We start from the raw sequence: 15,906 nt of genomic DNA, 5'->3' as shown, positions 1-15,906 counted from the left end.
AGGATTCGCTACCGAATGTATCGCAATTGGGCCGGAATTGGGACTTCGGCCGGGCGCGAATTGTCGCGCCCGATGGTTGCGGGCGCCGTCACGCGCCGTCGCTGTTCTTCCTGAACCAGTTGTGCAGGAAATCCACGAAGGTCCGCACCTTCGCCGGCAGATAGCGGCGGTGCGGATAGATGGCGTAGATGCCGCGATCGGCAGGCAGGTAGTCGTCGAGGATGGAAACGACGGCGCCCGACTCGAGGCGGCTGCGGGCGATGAATTCGGGCACCTGCGCAATGCCGAGGCCGCTCTGGGCGGCGCGCACCGCAGAGGTCGGGCTGTTGACCTCGATATGCCCGCTGACGGGCACGCTGAAGCTCGTGCCCTTGGCGTCGATGAAGCGCCAGTTGCTGTGCGACTTGCCGTTGGTGTCGATCACGCAGGGAAGGCGGGAGAGCTCGGAGGGGTGGGTGATCGGGCCGGTCTTCTCGAGGAATTCGGGGGCTGCGCAGATCTTCAGGTAGAAATCGCCGAGCTTGCGGGCGATCAGGGTGGAATCCTCGAGCCTGGTGATGCGGATCGCGACGTCGAAGCCTTCCTCGACGAGATCGACGAAGCGGTCGTCGGACACGATCTCCAGCGACAGCTCGGGATGCTCGCGCCCGAAATCGATCAGCGACTGGCCGATCTCGGCATCCACGAAGGTGCGCGGCGCGGAGATCTTCAGCTTGCCCTTCAGGTCGGCGTTGTTCTCGCGGACGAGATCGGCGAGGTTGTCGATCTCCTTGAGGATCTCGGAGGCCGTGCGGTAGTAGGTGTGCCCCGCTTCCGTCATGGAAAACTGGCGGGTGGTGCGGTTCAAAAGCAGCGCGCCGAGTTCGTCTTCCAGCTCGCGCACATATTTCGACAGGAGTGCCTTGGACTTGCCGACTTTGCGGGATGCCGCCGAAAACCCCTCCGCATCCACCACGTCGATATAGGCGCGAATGCGGGTCAGCGTATCCATGCAATCAGTCCTTGCTGCGGTGCCGTATCGGCGACGGGAACCGGAATGTCGTGGGCTGCCGGAAAATTTTCAATAGCGGGGCCAAAAAACTCTTGATTGCGACAGGGAATCTTCTTATCTCCGCCCTTGCCCAAAGTCGCACGTGCCTGTGGGTGTCCGCCGACCCTCGAACTGGGAGCAATCCCTAAGGTGAGGTCATCGGTAAGGTACCTGGAACTAACCGCTCCAGTCGCTATTCCGGCCAACCGGGAAATGCGAGGACATCTTGAAGCAACGACGGTGCGGGCCTTTCTGGTGTCTGCCGGCTTTCCATCAGCCGGGGTTACTGAAGAGGCACACCTTCATTGCCGGAAGTGCGGTTGGGATCATCCCCTCCAATCCATGGCAGACAAAGCCGAATCCGAGCCTAGGCGGGCTCAGGTTCACCGTTCGCGCATATCGCGCATGCTTGGTTCCGGGGTCTCCACCGGCTGGTTCCATCGCATGGTCGCGTATGCCCTTTGTCCTCCGGTTTTTCCGGAGCGCTGGATCATGGGGACTACTGAAATGGCGACTGCACGCATTATCGACTTCCTGAACACCCGACGTCCCGACGGCCCGTGCCTCGTGGTCGACCTCGATGTCGTGCGCGACAACTTCAAGGCGTTCCGTCACGCGCTGCCCGACAGCGCCATCTACTACGCCGTCAAGGCCAACCCGGCGCCGGAAATCCTGCGGCTTCTCGCCAGCATGGGCTCCAACTTCGATTGCGCGTCCGTCGCCGAAATCGAGATGGCGCTCGATGCCGGCGCGACGGCGAACCGCATCTCGTTCGGCAACACGATCAAGAAGGAGCGCGACATCGCCCGCGCCCACGCGCTCGGCATCAGCCTCTTTGCCGTCGATTGCCACGAGGAAGTGGAGAAGATCTCCCGTGCCGCCCCCGGCGCGCGCGTCTTCTGCCGCGTGCTGACGGACGGCGAGGGCGCCGAGTGGCCGCTGTCGCGCAAGTTCGGCTGCGTGCCGCAGATGGCCGTCGACGTGCTCGTCTACGCCCACCAGCTCGGTCTCGTCTCCTACGGCGTCTCGTTCCATGTCGGCTCGCAGATGACCAAGGTCGATGCCTGGGATTCGGCGCTCGCCGATGCCAAGCGCGTGTTCGTCCAGCTCGCCAAGCAGGGCATCGAGCTGAAGATGGTCAACATGGGCGGCGGCTTCCCGACGAAGTACCTGAAGGACGTGCCGGCGGCCGAGGCCTACGGCCAGGCGATCTTCGGCGCGCTGAAGAAGCACTTCGGCAACCACATCCCGGAGACGATCATCGAGCCGGGCCGCGGCATGGTCGGCAACGCCGGCGTGATCAAGGCCGAGGTCGTCCTCGTCTCGAAGAAGTCGGACAACGACGCGCACCGCTGGGTGTTCCTCGACATCGGCAAGTTCGGCGGTCTCGCCGAGACGATGGACGAGGCGATCCGCTACCCGATCCGCACCGCGCGCGACGGCGATGCGATGGAGCCCTGCGTCATCGCCGGCCCGACCTGCGATTCGGCCGACGTGCTCTACGAGAAGAACATGTACCCGCTGCCGATCACCCTTTCGATCGGCGATGAGGTGCTGATCGAGGGAACCGGCGCCTACACGACTACCTACTCGGCCGTCGCCTTCAACGGCTTCGAGCCGCTCAAGGCCTACGTGATCTGAACCGGTCGAGGCAGCTCCCGCGGCAGCGGGAGCGCCACCCACAATGAATTCCGATGTCCGCTGGTGGCGGCAATTTGAAGTTCGGGAGGCCGGGATGGCCACTGTTCTTGGTTCTGTCCGCGCGTTCTTCGCGCAATCCGCATTCGCAATCGACCGGGAAAATGCCGGCGACGTCCTGGCCCGCGAGCGCCTGCTCGACCGCGCCATGGGCGAGGGACGCTTCCGCAAGTCCTCCGAAAAGCTGCGCCGTGGCCGCCTGCCGGCCGAGGGTCTGGCGCTGGTCGCCCGCGACGGCGACGGCCACGTGATCGGCACGGTGCGGCTTTGGGACGTCGAGGCCGGGGTTGACGCTTCCGGCAACGCGGTGCCGGCGCTGCTGCTCGGCCCGCTCGCCGTCGACCCGTCCCACGAGGGCAAGGGCGTCGGTTCGGCGCTGATGCGGGCGGCCATCACCGAGGCGGCCCAGCGCGGCCATGGCGCCGTGCTGCTCGTCGGCGATGCGCCCTATTACGAGCGCTTCGGCTTCTTTGCCGCAAAGGCCGCCCATCTCGTCATGCCGGGGCCGTTCGAACGTCACCGTTTCCTGGCGCTGGAGCTGAAGGAAGGCTGGCTGGACGGTGCTGCCGGCATGCTCGTCGCCGCCGGCCGCCGGCTGGGTCGGGGCGAGCTTCCGAAGGCGGCCTGACCGCCCGGCCGGCAGGGCCGTGCTCGGCAACCCGCGCCTGGCGGAGCGGGCCTGCCTGCTCCGCCTGCGGTTTGCGATCAGATCATCGGCCCGCCATAGACGAGCGATGCTTCCTGTGCGGCCGTGACGCGCGGCTCGCTGTTGCCGGACCGCGCGACGATCTCGCTGAAGCTCCGCTGGAACACCTTCAGCGCCACCAGGCTGTAGCAGGCGACGGCCACGAAATTGTGCCAGAAGGCGCGGGGCTGCTCGGCATAGCTCGGGTTGACCAGCAGGCACAGGACCTCGACCGTGAGGATGAAGAGCAGCGGATAGACGATGTAGCGGGCGCTTTCCGTCCGGCCCTCGTCGATGAAATCGGCGATGACGCAGGTGCTGATGCCGTAGGCGACCGCGACGAAGCCGAGCGTGTAGCGGAAGAACATGTCGCTGGCGATTATCTCGGGCGTCATCTTGTCGAGGTCCTTCACGCCGGGACCGATGTAATAGTAGATGATGAACGATATCAGCAGCGGCATGAAGGCCGCGAGGCTGCCCCACCAGACGATGGCCGGATAGTTGGCGATCGGGAACTTCCAGATGCTGGTGAACCGCTCCCAGTTTTCCTCCTCGATCCGCAGCGAGCGCAGGAACAGGGCGATCAGGCTCGTCAGGGCAAACATGGCGCCCACCGTCAGCGCGGTGATGAGCCCGCTCTTTATGATCGTCGTCGCATCGGTCCGGGCAAGCGCCTGGCCCCAGTCGATCTCCGGCTTTGCGGCCTGGGTCAGGACTTCGGTGACGTAGAGGTAGATGCAGAGCGGGACGACGCAGCCGACGAAGCCGATGGCGATCGCCAGCAGCGCCGCATTGCTCCAGGGATAGGTGGGGACGCTGTCGTTGACCAGCCGGAACAGGTTCGCCAGCACGGCGTCCGGCTTCTGCGCCATCGGATAGGCCCCCGGCACGGCGCCCCGCTTCATCGTCAAGGCCGTCTCCCGGTCGTTGCGGGCGAGAATGGCGAAGAGGGCGGAAAGGCGCTTGGCGCCGGTCTCGCATTCGCTGGCCAGGAGCGACCAGCGCTTCACCAGTTCCTCGTAGGTCCTGGCGGCCTTCATGTCCTTCTCGTCGAGCGAATCGTTGAGGGCGCGGAACAGCGCTTCCGCATCGCGGTTCAGCTTCTCTCCGGCCTCTCTCGAAAGATCCTGCGCGGGGTCCTCGATGTTCGATTTCGCCAGGATCTCCTTGACCTGCTGCGACTTGAGCGTGGTGGCGACGAGCGTGTTGATCTCGTTTTCGAGCATGTCGGATTTCGGCCGCAGAACCTGGATGATCTCCCGGTACTTTTCGTATTCCTCCTTCGACCAGAGGCGTTCGCCGCGGATCGTCAGCGCCGCAAAAAGCCGCAGCGCGATGCAGTTGCGGCCCATCTGCGTCGAAAGCTCCTCGTTGAACCCCAGGCTGAGCAGCAGATTGCGGATGCGCCAGAACTTGCGCATGTCCCGCCGGTATTCCGGCGCATCCGCGACCAGCGTCTCGATGTCATTGCGCGTCAGGCGCTGCACGCGAGCGTAGAACTCGCCGGGGATGCTGGCGACGCGCTGGGCAAGGCCGCGCAGCATCGCCTCGATCTGGGCGACCATCGGCACCGACGGCAGGAGGCCGACCACGATCAGGGCGGCGCCGAACGGCCATGCCATGCCCTGGAAGGGTGCCTGCGCGCCGGTCGGATCGTTGGCGATGAGCAGCACGACGGGCTTGGCCGTGCACATGAAGAGATAGAGGAACTCCAGGAAGATCAGGTAGAGCACGAAGGAGCGATTGAAGATCGAGCGCCCGACGATGTCGCCCATCGTCAGCATCTTGGTGAAGTCAAATTCCTCGCCCTTCGGCGGCCGCGTGAATTCCTCGATGCGCTTTCTCGCATAGAGCGCGATCACGATCGCGCCGATTGCGAGCGACAACGCAAAGGAACTCTGCTCGCTGAGAAAACCAGCGACCTGATCCTGTGCCGGGACGGTGGCCATTGTCGCTTAGGTGCACTGGCTGATGCTTGGATTGCACGGGCTCTGGGCCTGCACGCTCCCGCTTGCGACCAGCGCGCCGACCAGGATCAGACCGAATACAAGCAATGGAACTTTGAAAGGCACCGCAAATGCTATTGCCATGGCAGCCTCCCTCGAAACGCGCAAATATGATCCGTCTCTTGAAAATCAAAGTCAACTTATCCCTGCTAAGTACCCCTTTCGGTTGCGGCATGCCTCTTCCGTCCGAACGGCTGCGGGCCGGGCAGGGGCGTAACATTTCGGCCACGGTCATGGCCATTGCGGCGGGGTCGGGAGGACCGGCGCTAAAGTATTGATTCATCTCAACCCCTTCTCGTTGCTGCGGACGATAGTGGCCGCGGTGCAGCGCCTCGTGTCGCTGTCGTTGATCGACGAAGGAGAGAAGAGATGTCGAACACCCTGACCCGCCCCTTGAGCCTTGTTGCGGCCATCGCACTTGCGGCGATCGGGCAGGCTGCCGCGGCGGCGGACCTGACGCCGCCGGCGGCCGCGGCGGCGGAAGCGGCGGATGTGGAGGCCCTTGGCCCCTGGCAGATCCGTTTGCGGGCGCTCGGCGTCATCACCCGCGATTCCGGCCATGTGAACGGCATCGACGGTTCCGATCTCTCCTACAGCGACACCGTCGTTCCGGAGCTCGACATCTCCTACTACTTCACCGACAACATCGCCGCCGAACTGATCCTGGGCACGACCTATGCCAATATCGACGCCGCCGGCTCGATCGATGCGCTCGGCAAAGTCGGCAAGACCTGGCTTCTGCCGCCGACGCTGACGCTGCAATACCACTTCACCGATTTCGGCGCGTTCAAGCCCTATGTGGGCGCGGGCGTGAACTACACGCTGTTCTACAACCAGTCCGGCAAGGGCGCCTTCTCCGACCTCGACGTCAAGAACGAGTTCGGCGCGGCCCTGCAGGTCGGCTTCGACTACATGGTCGACGAGCACTGGGGCGTGAACTTCGACGTCAAGAAGCTGTTCCTCGAGCCGGAATGGAAGGTCAATCTCGACGGCGCCCCGCTGTCGGGCAAAGCCAAGCTCGACCCCTGGCTGATCGGCACGGGCATCACCTACCGCTTCTGAGGACGCTCTTCCGGCAGGGGCACGGAAGAGCCGCGGTCGCGATGCGGCCGCGGGCCGGCGCGCAGACGGGGTCGCGCCGGCCATCACCCGCGTTTCAAATGCGCGTGATGGCGCCGGATGGCCACGATTTCGGCGAAGCCGCGCCCTACCTCATGCCGTCATGAACAGACGGTCTCTCCTGCTCACCCTTTCCTTCGCGCTTTCTGCCGCACCGCTCGCCGTCCGGGCGCAGACGCCGCCGCCTCCGGCGCCGCCGGCTGCCGATGACGCGGCCGAGCTGACGCGCGTCCTCGACGAGGCCTCGGCGCTCACGCCGCTCCGGACCGTCATCGTCGCCCGCAACGGCTCCGTCGTCGCCGAGCGCGGCTATCGCGGCCATGCGGCGAGCGAAAGCACCAACATCAAGTCGGCCTCGAAGAGCATCGTCTCGGCTCTGGTGGGGATCGCCATCGACAAGGGGCTGCTGGACGGCGTCGACCAGCCGATCGCGCCGATCCTCCAGTCCGATCTGCCGGCCGATCCCGATCCGCGGCTGGCGCGGGTCACGATCGGCCATCTCCTTTCGATGCAGGCAGGGCTGGAGCGGATGTCCGGAGCCAACTACGGCCGCTGGGTCTCGAGCCGGAACTGGGTACGGACGGCGCTTGCGGCGCCGTTCGTCGCCGAGCCGGGCGGGCCGATGCTCTATTCCACCGCCTCGACGCATCTGCTCTCGGCGATCCTGACGAAGGTCGGCGGCACGTCGACGCTGGCGCTGGCGCGCGACTGGCTGGGGCCGCTCGAAGGCTTCCGCATCGGCGCCTGGGAGCGCGATCCGCAGGGCATCTATCTCGGCGGCAACCAGATGGCGATGAGCGCCCGCTCGCTCCTGGCCTTCGGCGAACTCTATCGCAACGGCGGGCGGACGCCCGGGGGCGAGCAACTGGTCCCGGAAGGCTGGATCCGCCAGTCCTGGCAGTCGCGCACGAACTCCCGCTTCTCCAACGACGGCTACGGCTACGGTTGGTTCGAGCGGGTGATCGGCGGCAGGACCGTCCACTTCGCCTGGGGCTATGGCGGGCAGATGCTCTACATCGTGCCGGACCTCGGGCTGACGGTGGTGATGACCTCGGACGAAAGCGGACCGTCCGCGCGCAACGGATACCGCGACGACCTGCATGCGCTCCTGGCGAGGATCATCGGCACGGCGGAGGGCTGACGCGGGAAGGCGGCATTTGACAGGCCCCGGCGCGGCGTGTACGTCATCGCGAAAGGGTGAGAGCCCCTGCCGTCCGCAAGCGCAAGCTTTGGTGAAGTCTCTCGTTCAGGCATCAGTTTTCCAGCTTGCAAGGCATGCGAACCGGCGGCAATGCGGACTCCCTCCGAAATGACGCATGCAGACACTGGAGAAACCCATGCGTCTGTCGACGCCGCTTCCCTCCCTTGAAGGCCTGAAGGATCAGGCCAGACGCTTGCGCGCGCGGTTCGAGGCTGAAGGCCAGCCGATCGGCCATTCGCGCGCGCTCGAACTCATTGCCGCGCAATACGGCTATCGCGACTGGAATACGCTGCATGCCGCTGTCGGAAACCGGCCGCCCTTCGATCCGTGGCTGCTCGGCTCGCGCGTGCGCGGCCACTATCTCGGCCAGCCCTTCGATGCGAAGGTCCTGGGCGTGCAGGCGCTGACGGCGCAGCCGGGACACTACCGGCTGACGCTGCATTTCGACGAGCCTGTCGACGTCGTCACCTTCGAGAGCTTCTCCGCCTTCCGCCAGCGCGTCAACTGCACGGTCGACGCGACGGGCCGGACGGCTGCGAAGACCTCCGACGGCCGGCCGCACCTGGAGCTGGAGTGGTAGGGACAGGTCCCCCGGATCCTCACTTCAGGTTCAGCTGCCAGGAGACGCCGAAGCGGTCGTTGACCCAGGCGAATTCGCGCGAGAAGCCGTGGTCTGCGAGCGCCATCAGCTCCTCGCCGCCCTCCGAGAGGGCGGCGTAGATCTCGCGGATCTGTGCCTCGGATTCGCATTCGACGAAGAGCGACAGCGACGGCGTGAAGGTGAAGGCGTGGGTGACGGGACTGTCGATGCAGAGGATCGACTGGTCGCCGATGTGGAAACGGGCGAGCATGACCGTTCCCTCCGGCCCCGCCTCGTCCGGGCCGTAGCGAACGATCTCGTCGATGGCGCAATGGGGGAAGAGCGAGGCATAGAAGTCCATCGCCTCCGCTGCCTTGCCTTCCTGGAACATCAGGAACGGTTTGACCGAGGCGACCATGGCATCCTCCCTGGCTTTGCGAATTCGACGAGCCTCTGCCGGTCGACAGGTCCGCGAAGGGCTGCCCGGGCCGTCAGGAAATGTCCTGGGACATCTCCTCGGCCGGCACCTCCGCCCTGCCGTGAACGCGCACGACGGTTGCCGGAACGCCGGCCACCGTCGTCCTGTCCTCCACCGGCTTCAGCACGACGCTGCCGGCTGCGACCTTGCTGCACGCGCCGACCTCGAAATTGCCGAGGATCTTCGCACCGGCGCCGATCATCACGCCCCGGCGCACCTTCGGATGGCGGTCGCCGACGTCGCGGCCGGTGCCGCCGAGGGTGACATCCTGCAGGATCGAGACGTCGTCCTCGACGACGGCGGTCTCGCCGATGACGATGCCGGAGCCGTGGTCGAGCATGACGCCGGAGCCGATGCGGGCTGCCGGGTGGATGTCGACGTCAAAGGCGACGGCGGCCTGGCTTGCGAGAAAGCGCGCGCCTTCCTGCCGGCCGTCCTGCCAGAGACGATGGGCGAAGCGGTAGGTCTGCAGCGCCTGGAAGCCCTTGAGATTGAGCAGGACGTGGCACGGGCCGGGGCAGGCGGGGTCGCGGGTGACGACGGCTGCGATATCGGCTTCTGTGGCGCGCAGCAACTCGTCATCCGCTGTGCCCGTCATCAGTTGTTCCAGCGTGGTGCGGTCGACACCACCGCCGGACAGCCGCGCTGCCAGGACCCGCGCCAGCATCTGCAGGCCGGACGCGGACACCAGGACCGGCTGGACAAGCGGGCGCAGCATCGGCTCGCGCTCCGCCAATGCCGCGGCTTCGGCGCCTATCACGGCCCAGACGGGCCCCTCCGTGCCGACGAGGCCGGTTGTGCCCCGTGCGACGACCGTCGGCTTGCCCTGCAGCTTGCCTTGCATGCGGCCTCCCTGGTCTACCCTTCTGCCTTCGTCCGGCGGGCGGTTTCCATCATGGCACCCTGCCGGGAATTCGGGCCGGGATTGCGTTGCCCGCCTTCAGCCGGCGATGTCGATCACGCCACAGTCTCCCGCTTCGCTGGCGAAGGCAAGCAGCTTGCCGCTGCCGCTCCAGGCGAGCGAGGAGATTGTGCCCTTGCCGGGCCGGCGCAGCATGACCTCGCGGTTGTCGGAGAAGCGGGCCGCGAGCACCATGCCGTCCGAATAGCCGATCGCGACGACGTCTTCCGCCGGATGGCAGGCGACCGCGGTCACCATCACGTCGCCGCGGGTGCCGAGCTCCAGCGGTGCCTTGCCCATCGGGCCGTCCTTGGAGGCAAACGGCCAGACGATCGCCGCCGGCGCGCCGGAGGAGGCGAGCCACTTGCCCTTGGCCGACCAGGACAGCGACTTCACCTTGGCCGGATAGCCGGTCATGCGCATGTGGCGGGTGTCGCCGCCCGGCTTGCTGTCGAGCTTCCAGCCGTGCAGGGCGTTCTCCTGCATGCTGGTGACGAGGAAGCGGCCGTCGGGCGAGAAGGTGACGCCGGTATGGGCGCCCTTCCATTCCAGATCGACCGGCTGGCCGGCCATCGCCACCCAGTGCAGCGAGGCGCCGTTGTAGCGGGCGACGGCGATGCGCAGGCCCTTCGGCGCGAAGGCGACGCCCTCGACGGTGCGGCTTTCGGCAAATTCCTTGATCGTGCCATCGGCAAGGCGCACACGCGTCGTCCGGCCCTCGGCGAAGGCGACGGTGCCCTGCGGGCCGGCGGCAACGACCGAGATCCACTTGCGCGGTACTTCCGCCAGAAGGGTGGCCGTACCGTCGGCGGCGATACGGAACACCTTGCCGTCCTCGCCGCCGGTGACGAGTGTGTCGCTCGCCTCGTCGCGGACGCAGGCAAGCAGCCCGTCATTGGCCTCGGTCACCTTGTGGCCATGTTCGAGCCGGTGGATTGCGCCGATGGCAGAGGCAAAGAAGGGGATGTCGCCGAGGAAGGCCGTGGCGACGACATGGCCGTCAAGATCGAGGGGGGCGACGGTGGGCATCAGTTGGCTTGTGCCTCGCAGGCCTTGAACGTCCGCTCGATCTTCTCGCGGTCGAGGTCGCGGCCGATGAAGACGAGGCGGCTCTCGCGCTTCTCGCCGTCCTTCCAGGCGCGCTGGTGGTCGCCCTCGACGATCATGTGCACGCCCTGGACGACATAGCGCTCGTCGTCGCCGGCAAAGGCGATGATGCCCTTCAGCCGCAGGATGTTCGGGCCGTCCGTCTGGGTGATCTTCTGGATCCAGGGGAAGAAGCGGTCCGGATTCATCTCGCCGCCGCGCAGCGAGATCGACTGAACCGTCACGTCGTGGATCGGCGAGGGGCCGTGGTCGTGGTGGTGGTGATGATCGTGACCATGGTCGTGATCGTGGTCATGATGGTGGCCGTGATCGTGGTCGCAATCGGGGCCGCAGACATGGTCGGGATGGTCGTGGTCGAGGAAGTGCGGGTCGTTCTCCAGCGCACGCTCGAGGTTGAACGCGCCCTGATCCAGCACCTTGGTCAGGTCGATGTCCGAACGGCTGGTGCGGTAGATGCGCGCCGACGGATTGATGGCGCGGACGGTCGCCTCGACGACCGCCAGTTCTTCCGGCGTGACGAGGTCGGTCTTGTTCAGGAGCACGACGTCGGCAAAGGCGATCTGGTCCTCGGCCTCGCGGCTGTCCTTCAGCCGCAGCGGCAGGTGCTTGGCGTCGACCAGGGCGACGACGGCGTCGAGCTCGGTCTTAGAGCGCACGTCGTCGTCCATGAAGAAGGTCTGGGCGACGGGGACGGGGTCTGCGAGGCCGGTCGTCTCGACGATGATGGCGTCGAAGCGCCCCGGACGGCGCATCAGGCCCTCGACGACGCGGATCAGGTCGCCGCGGACGGTGCAGCAGATGCAGCCGTTGTTCATCTCGTAGATCTCCTCGTCGGATTCGACGATGAGGTCGTTGTCGATGCCGATCTCGCCGAACTCGTTGACGATGACGGCATATTTCCGGCCGTGGTTCTCCGACAGGATGCGGTTCAGGAGCGTCGTCTTGCCGGCGCCGAGATAGCCGGTGAGGACGGTGACGGGAACGGGCTTTTGTGTGGCGGTGTCGGTCATGACAGGATCCCTGAAAGTTTCAGCCCTCATATAGGGCGCGGGGTGCGGTCGCCGCAATACGTGGCGTGCGCCGCGTGGACGATTGACGCGTCAGCGCAGCGTGGCCGCGTCGAAGGCGTGCACGTCCTGCAGCAGTTCGACGAGGCCGGCGGTGGCGTGGGCCAGCAGTTGCTCGCCGCGTTCGGCCGTCGCTTTCCTTGCATCGCCGGCGGCGCCCTTGACGTTGAGGTCCGACATCTTCCAGCCGAAGGCGTGGGGGCCATAAGCGCGCAGGTACCGAAAGTCGCGGGCGAGATCGGACTGGCGGGAGGAGAACCGCTCGACCTTGTCGAGGCGGACCAGTTCCGGGTGGATCGCCAGCATCACCGAGGTCTCGATGTCGCCGCCGTGGATGTCTATCGCCTTGTCCTCCGGCGCGATCCAGCCGTCCGGCTGGCCGAAGCGGGTCCAGCTCGTCGCCACCGCCAGCATGTCGAGGCGCACGCGCGCCTCGGTCGCCACGATCGTCATCAGCGGCGAATTGCCGCCATGGGCGTTCAGCATGACGAACTTGTGCACACCCTGCCCGGCGAGGTCGGCGGCGATGCCGAGCCAGCGCCGCACGGCTTCGTCCCAGCCGAGCGATTGCGTGCCCGGCACGTCCAGATGCTCGGGGGAATAGCCGATCTTCTCGGTCGGCAGGAAGGTGACGGGCAGATCGGCGGGAAGGGTTGCGACAAGGCGGTCGACGATCGCGTCGGCGATCAGCCAGTCCGTCTCGAAGGGGAGGTGGGGCCCATGCCCTTCATGGGCGCCGAGCGGAAGCACCGCGATCCAGTGTGCGCGCGCAGTCTCTGGCAGGGCCGGATCATTGTCCTGCCAGCGTCGCGCGGGTCGGAACGTCATCGGGCTCGCCATTTCATGTCTTGCGCAAGTCTTGTCGTCAACGGGTCGCCTCTGTCATACAAGGTGACGGCGGCGAAGCAAGATCGGGAGGCCCCATGGGCAAGAAAAAGAAGGAAGAGAAGAAGGAAAAGTCCAAGAAGAAGGAACATGCCGCGATCGGGCCGGCCGACGTCTCCAGCGCCATCGTCCAGGCGGCGCGCTCCATCCGCACGGTGCTGTCCCGCAATCTCCTGTCGAGCGGGCTCTATGCGGGCCAGGACGGCGTCATGCTGGCGCTCGCCGAGGCCGGCGGAATGACCGCCGGCGCGCTTGCCGCTCGCCTCGGCGTGAAGGCGCCGACCATGACGCGAACGATCGGCAGGCTGGAGGCGCAGGGCTTCGTCGAGCGCCGGCCGGACACGACGGACGGCCGCCTGACGGTGGTGGACCTGACCAGCGCCGGCCGGGCATCGCTCGAAACGATCGCCCGGGCCTGCGACCTCAGCGAGCGACAGGCGCTCGAAGGCCTGAGCGAGAAGGAGGTTCGCACCTTGCTGAAACTGCTGCGCAGCGTGGACGGCAACCTGCGCGGCGTCATCGTGCAGGACGGCGACAAGACGGTTGCGGAGGAATTTTAAATAGTTTAAATAAACGGTTTAAACGGCCTGCGACAAGAACTATGGGGAGGGGCATGGCGCAGAAGGTCAAATTGTCCACGATCGCGGAAACGCTCGGAGTTTCCACCGCCACGGTTTCGCTGGCCTTGCGGGACAGCCCGCTCGTGGCGCTTTCGACGCGCGACCGGATCAAGGAACAGGCACGCGCGCTCGGCTATATCTACAACCGCCGCGCCGCCAGCCTGCGCACCTCCAGATCCGGCATCATCGGCGTCGTCGTGCACGACATCATGAACCCGTTCTACGGCGAGATCCTGAAGTCGATCGAGAGCGAGCTCGACCGCGACCGCCAGACGTTCATCCTCTCCAACCACTACGATTCGGTGGAGAAGCAGCGCAACTTCATCGAGACGCTGCTGCAACTCGGCGGCGACGGGGTGATCATGTCGCCGGCGATCGGCACGCCGCCGGAGGACATCCTGCTCGCCGAGGACAACGGCATGCCGGCGATCCTGATCGCCCGCTCGATCGAGGGGCTGGACGTGCCGATCTTCCGCGGCGACGACAGCTACGGCATCTCGCTTGCGACCAACCACCTGATCGGGCTCGGCCATCGGGTCATCGCCATGGTCGGGGGCACCGACCAGACGTCGACGGGGCGCGACCGCTATCAGGGCTACGTCAACGCGCTGCGCAAGGCCAACATCGACGTCGATCCGGCATTGCGCATTCCCGGCCCGCGCTCCAAGCAGGGCGGCTTCGAGGCCGCCGTCAATTTCCTGTCCCTGCCGCAGAAACCGACGGCGGCGGTCTGCTGGAACGACCTCGTCGCGATCGGACTGATGAACGGCATCGCCCGCGCCGGTCTGGTGCCGGGCCGCGACGTCTCGGTGACGGGCTACGACGATCTGGAGGAGGCGTCGATCGCGACGCCCTCGCTGACGACCGTCTGGAACGGCCAGTCGGAAGTCGGCCGCAGCGCCGCCCGGGCGCTGCTGGACAAGCTGTCCGGCAGCCACGAGCCCGACGGCATCCACCTGATCAAGCCGGAGATGCGCATTCGCCAGTCCACCGGGCCGCTGCGGCATCACGGTCACGACCACTGAACGCGAACGACATCGAGGCAGGACGACCATGCAGGAGAAGCCGAAGGTTCTGATCGTTGGAAAGGTGCGCGAACGCGTCGCCGAACGGCTTGATGGGGACGTCGAACTGGTGCGCTGCAATGCCCCGCTGGAGCCCGGCAAGCTTTCGCCCGACGTCGCCGACAGCATCCGCGGCGTCGCGGTGACGGGCAGCTTCGATGCGCAGGCCATCGCCTGCCTGCCGAAGCTCGAGATCATCGCCAATTTCGGGGTGGGCTACGACGGCGTCGACGTCCGGGCGGCTGCCGCGCTCGGGATCGTCGTCACCAACACGCCGGACGTTCTCAACGACGAGGTGGCCGATACCGCGATCGCGCTGCTGCTGAACACCATCCGGCGCTTCCCGGAAGCCGAAGCCTGGCTGAGGGAAGGGCGCTGGGAGCGCAGCGGACCGTTTCCGCTGTCGAAGCTGTCCCTGCGCGGGCGCTCGGTGGGCCTCTATGGTCTCGGCCGCATCGGCCTTGAGATCGCCCGGCGGCTGGAGGGCTTTGGCGTGACCATCTCCTATCACACGCGCCAGCGGCGCGCGGATGCGCCCTACCAGTACCATCCGACGCTCATCGGCATGGCCGAAGCGGTGGACACGATGATCGCGATCGTTCCGAAGACGCCGGAAACCTACAAGACGATCGATGCCGAAGTCCTTGCCGCGCTCGGCCCGGATGGCGTGCTGATCAATGTCGGGCGCGGCTGGACCGTGGACGAGGATGCGCTGGCCACAGCCCTGGAAGCGGGCACGATCGCTGCTGCCGGTCTCGACGTCTTCCAGGACGAGCCGCATGTCCCGGGCGCCCTGCTCAGGGCCCCGAATACCTGCCTTCTGCCGCACGTTGCGTCGGCCTCGGTGGCCACGCGCGATGCGATGGCCGATCTCGTCGCCGACAACCTGCTTTCCTGGTTCAGGTCGGGCAGGCCGCTGACGCCGGTTCCCGAAACGCCGGTCGGATAGGGCGGCGAGCCCGGCGATGCCGTGGCTTCCCGTTAAGCTATCGGCAAGTTTGCAAGCGCATGCTTTTCGAATCGCACGATTTTCGGAGAAAGCCCCATGCGAAAGCGGACCATGATGGCCACAGGTGCAATCGTCCTTCTGGCCGGTGTGTGGTCGCTCGGTGGGACACGATCTCCGGACGTCGATCCCGTGGTCTCCGGTTCGATCCCCAAGGGCGCCGGGGCGGCCGGCGGCCTTGCCTTCCTGGTCTCCAACGTCGAGACCAGGGCCGACTGCCAACTGACCCGCGGCGAGCGGATGACCCATCACAGCATGCGCATGACCGCATCCGCCGCCTGCGAGGAGGTCTGGCTGGGCCTGTCGCATGCCTCGACCTGGACCGAGGCGGGAGACGGCACCGTGATCGTCGCAAACGCGTCGGGGGATGCCATCCTGACGCTCGCCGAAACGGACGGACTGTACGAGGTGATCGATCCGTCGGGCGCAATCATCACCCTGCGCATGGCGGAATAGGCG

At 66.2% G+C, this 15,906-nt stretch carries 16 protein-coding genes; 9 read left to right on the top strand and 7 right to left on the bottom strand.

All coding sequences use genetic code 11. The features are described 5' to 3' along the window. Positions 1-88 precede the first annotated feature (88 nt). The gene (locus tag P0086_RS14980) at positions 89-991 is read right to left on the bottom strand and encodes a LysR family transcriptional regulator (RefSeq protein ID WP_112593601.1); all 903 of its coding nucleotides are present in this window, start codon (positions 989-991) and stop codon (positions 89-91) included. 546 nt (positions 992-1,537) lie between these two features. Between P0086_RS14980 and odc2 the strand changes: the two genes are divergently transcribed. Both odc2 and P0086_RS14970 read left to right on the top strand, forming a co-directional pair. Further along, complete coding sequence (gene odc2, locus P0086_RS14975) at positions 1,538-2,671, top strand: ornithine/lysine decarboxylase (RefSeq protein ID WP_112593602.1); 1,134 nt, start codon at positions 1,538-1,540, stop codon at positions 2,669-2,671. A 94-nt stretch (positions 2,672-2,765) separates the two neighbouring features. After that, on the top strand, positions 2,766-3,356 hold the full coding sequence (locus tag P0086_RS14970; RefSeq protein ID WP_112608644.1) for an N-acetyltransferase: 591 nt from the start codon (positions 2,766-2,768) through the stop codon (positions 3,354-3,356). 77 nt (positions 3,357-3,433) lie between these two features. Here the strand turns inward: P0086_RS14970 and P0086_RS14965 are convergent, their stop codons facing one another. Next, positions 3,434-5,299 (bottom strand): hypothetical protein, encoded by a 1,866-nt coding sequence (locus P0086_RS14965; RefSeq protein WP_275786880.1) that lies wholly within the window; start codon positions 5,297-5,299, stop codon positions 3,434-3,436. A gap of 489 nt (positions 5,300-5,788) precedes the next feature. Here P0086_RS14965 and P0086_RS14960 point away from each other — a divergent pair, with 489 nt between their 5' ends. The 3 genes from P0086_RS14960 to P0086_RS14950 all read left to right on the top strand — a co-directional run bounded on the left by P0086_RS14960 (position 5,789) and on the right by P0086_RS14950 (position 8,319). Further along, complete coding sequence (locus tag P0086_RS14960; protein WP_112613468.1) at positions 5,789-6,481, top strand: OmpW family protein; 693 nt, start codon at positions 5,789-5,791, stop codon at positions 6,479-6,481. 160 nt (positions 6,482-6,641) lie between these two features. Next, entirely contained in the window at positions 6,642-7,679 is a 1,038-nt protein-coding gene (locus tag P0086_RS14955; protein ID WP_275786876.1) for a serine hydrolase, read from the top strand. 196 nt (positions 7,680-7,875) lie between these two features. Next, entirely contained in the window at positions 7,876-8,319 is a 444-nt protein-coding gene (locus P0086_RS14950; protein ID WP_112593607.1) for a glyoxalase superfamily protein, read from the top strand. A gap of 19 nt (positions 8,320-8,338) precedes the next feature. Here P0086_RS14950 and P0086_RS14945 read toward each other — a convergent pair whose 3' ends face one another. The 5 genes from P0086_RS14945 to P0086_RS14925 form a co-directional block, all read right to left on the bottom strand. Further along, positions 8,339-8,737 (bottom strand): VOC family protein, encoded by a 399-nt coding sequence (locus tag P0086_RS14945; RefSeq protein ID WP_112593608.1) that lies wholly within the window; start codon positions 8,735-8,737, stop codon positions 8,339-8,341. 73 nt (positions 8,738-8,810) lie between these two features. After that, positions 8,811-9,641 carry a serine O-acetyltransferase gene (cysE, locus tag P0086_RS14940; protein WP_275786872.1) on the bottom strand — a complete coding sequence of 277 codons (831 nt, stop codon included), beginning with the start codon at positions 9,639-9,641 and terminating at the stop codon, positions 8,811-8,813. Positions 9,642-9,737: 96 nt separating this feature from the next. Then, entirely contained in the window at positions 9,738-10,727 is a 990-nt protein-coding gene (locus P0086_RS14935) for a WD40 repeat domain-containing protein (protein WP_275786869.1), read from the bottom strand. Beyond that, positions 10,727-11,815 carry a GTP-binding protein gene (locus tag P0086_RS14930; protein ID WP_275786866.1) on the bottom strand — a complete coding sequence of 363 codons (1,089 nt, stop codon included), beginning with the start codon at positions 11,813-11,815 and terminating at the stop codon, positions 10,727-10,729. The genes P0086_RS14935 and P0086_RS14930 overlap by 1 nt, the downstream gene beginning before the upstream one ends. Positions 11,816-11,905: 90 nt before the next feature. Further along, positions 11,906-12,700: a creatininase family protein gene (locus P0086_RS14925; RefSeq protein ID WP_275786863.1), complete on the bottom strand. Its 795-nt coding sequence runs from the start codon at positions 12,698-12,700 to the stop codon at positions 11,906-11,908. 95 nt (positions 12,701-12,795) lie between these two features. Here P0086_RS14925 and P0086_RS14920 point away from each other — a divergent pair, with 95 nt between their 5' ends. From P0086_RS14920 to P0086_RS14905, 4 genes are all read left to right on the top strand, one after another. Continuing rightward, on the top strand, positions 12,796-13,317 hold the full coding sequence (locus P0086_RS14920) for a MarR family transcriptional regulator (RefSeq protein WP_112593613.1): 522 nt from the start codon (positions 12,796-12,798) through the stop codon (positions 13,315-13,317). A gap of 53 nt (positions 13,318-13,370) precedes the next feature. Then, positions 13,371-14,402, top strand: coding sequence for a LacI family DNA-binding transcriptional regulator (locus P0086_RS14915; protein WP_112593614.1), 1,032 nt, complete (start codon positions 13,371-13,373; stop codon positions 14,400-14,402). Positions 14,403-14,430: 28 nt separating this feature from the next. Next, positions 14,431-15,390 (top strand): 2-hydroxyacid dehydrogenase, encoded by a 960-nt coding sequence (locus P0086_RS14910; protein ID WP_275786858.1) that lies wholly within the window; start codon positions 14,431-14,433, stop codon positions 15,388-15,390. A gap of 96 nt (positions 15,391-15,486) precedes the next feature. Beyond that, positions 15,487-15,903, top strand: a complete 417-nt coding sequence (locus P0086_RS14905; protein ID WP_275786856.1) for a hypothetical protein — start codon at positions 15,487-15,489, stop codon at positions 15,901-15,903. Positions 15,904-15,906: the final 3 nt, after the last annotated feature.

The sequence above is a fragment of the Mycoplana sp. MJR14 genome (assembly GCF_029210525.1).
Taxonomy (GTDB): Bacteria; Pseudomonadota; Alphaproteobacteria; order Rhizobiales; family Rhizobiaceae; genus Mycoplana.
This window is presented reverse-complemented; position numbering and strand designations above follow the sequence as displayed.

What these genes read in the sequence shown, in the direction of transcription:
- P0086_RS14980 (WP_112593601.1), bottom strand. Translation starts at nt 991, where the DNA reads ATGGATACGCTGACCCGCATTCGCGCCTATATCGACGTGGTGGATGCG.
- odc2 (WP_112593602.1), top strand. Translation starts at nt 1,538, where the DNA reads ATGGCGACTGCACGCATTATCGACTTCCTGAACACCCGACGTCCCGAC.
- P0086_RS14970 (WP_112608644.1), top strand. Translation starts at nt 2,766, where the DNA reads ATGGCCACTGTTCTTGGTTCTGTCCGCGCGTTCTTCGCGCAATCCGCA.
- P0086_RS14960 (WP_112613468.1), top strand. Translation starts at nt 5,789, where the DNA reads ATGTCGAACACCCTGACCCGCCCCTTGAGCCTTGTTGCGGCCATCGCA.
- P0086_RS14955 (WP_275786876.1), top strand. Translation starts at nt 6,642, where the DNA reads ATGAACAGACGGTCTCTCCTGCTCACCCTTTCCTTCGCGCTTTCTGCC.
- P0086_RS14950 (WP_112593607.1), top strand. Translation starts at nt 7,876, where the DNA reads ATGCGTCTGTCGACGCCGCTTCCCTCCCTTGAAGGCCTGAAGGATCAG.
- P0086_RS14945 (WP_112593608.1), bottom strand. Translation starts at nt 8,737, where the DNA reads ATGGTCGCCTCGGTCAAACCGTTCCTGATGTTCCAGGAAGGCAAGGCA.
- cysE (WP_275786872.1), bottom strand. Translation starts at nt 9,641, where the DNA reads ATGCAAGGCAAGCTGCAGGGCAAGCCGACGGTCGTCGCACGGGGCACA.
- P0086_RS14935 (WP_275786869.1), bottom strand. Translation starts at nt 10,727, where the DNA reads ATGCCCACCGTCGCCCCCCTCGATCTTGACGGCCATGTCGTCGCCACG.
- P0086_RS14930 (WP_275786866.1), bottom strand. Translation starts at nt 11,815, where the DNA reads ATGACCGACACCGCCACACAAAAGCCCGTTCCCGTCACCGTCCTCACC.
- P0086_RS14925 (WP_275786863.1), bottom strand. Translation starts at nt 12,700, where the DNA reads ATGACGTTCCGACCCGCGCGACGCTGGCAGGACAATGATCCGGCCCTG.
- P0086_RS14920 (WP_112593613.1), top strand. Translation starts at nt 12,796, where the DNA reads ATGGGCAAGAAAAAGAAGGAAGAGAAGAAGGAAAAGTCCAAGAAGAAG.
- P0086_RS14915 (WP_112593614.1), top strand. Translation starts at nt 13,371, where the DNA reads ATGGCGCAGAAGGTCAAATTGTCCACGATCGCGGAAACGCTCGGAGTT.
- P0086_RS14910 (WP_275786858.1), top strand. Translation starts at nt 14,431, where the DNA reads ATGCAGGAGAAGCCGAAGGTTCTGATCGTTGGAAAGGTGCGCGAACGC.
- P0086_RS14905 (WP_275786856.1), top strand. Translation starts at nt 15,487, where the DNA reads ATGCGAAAGCGGACCATGATGGCCACAGGTGCAATCGTCCTTCTGGCC.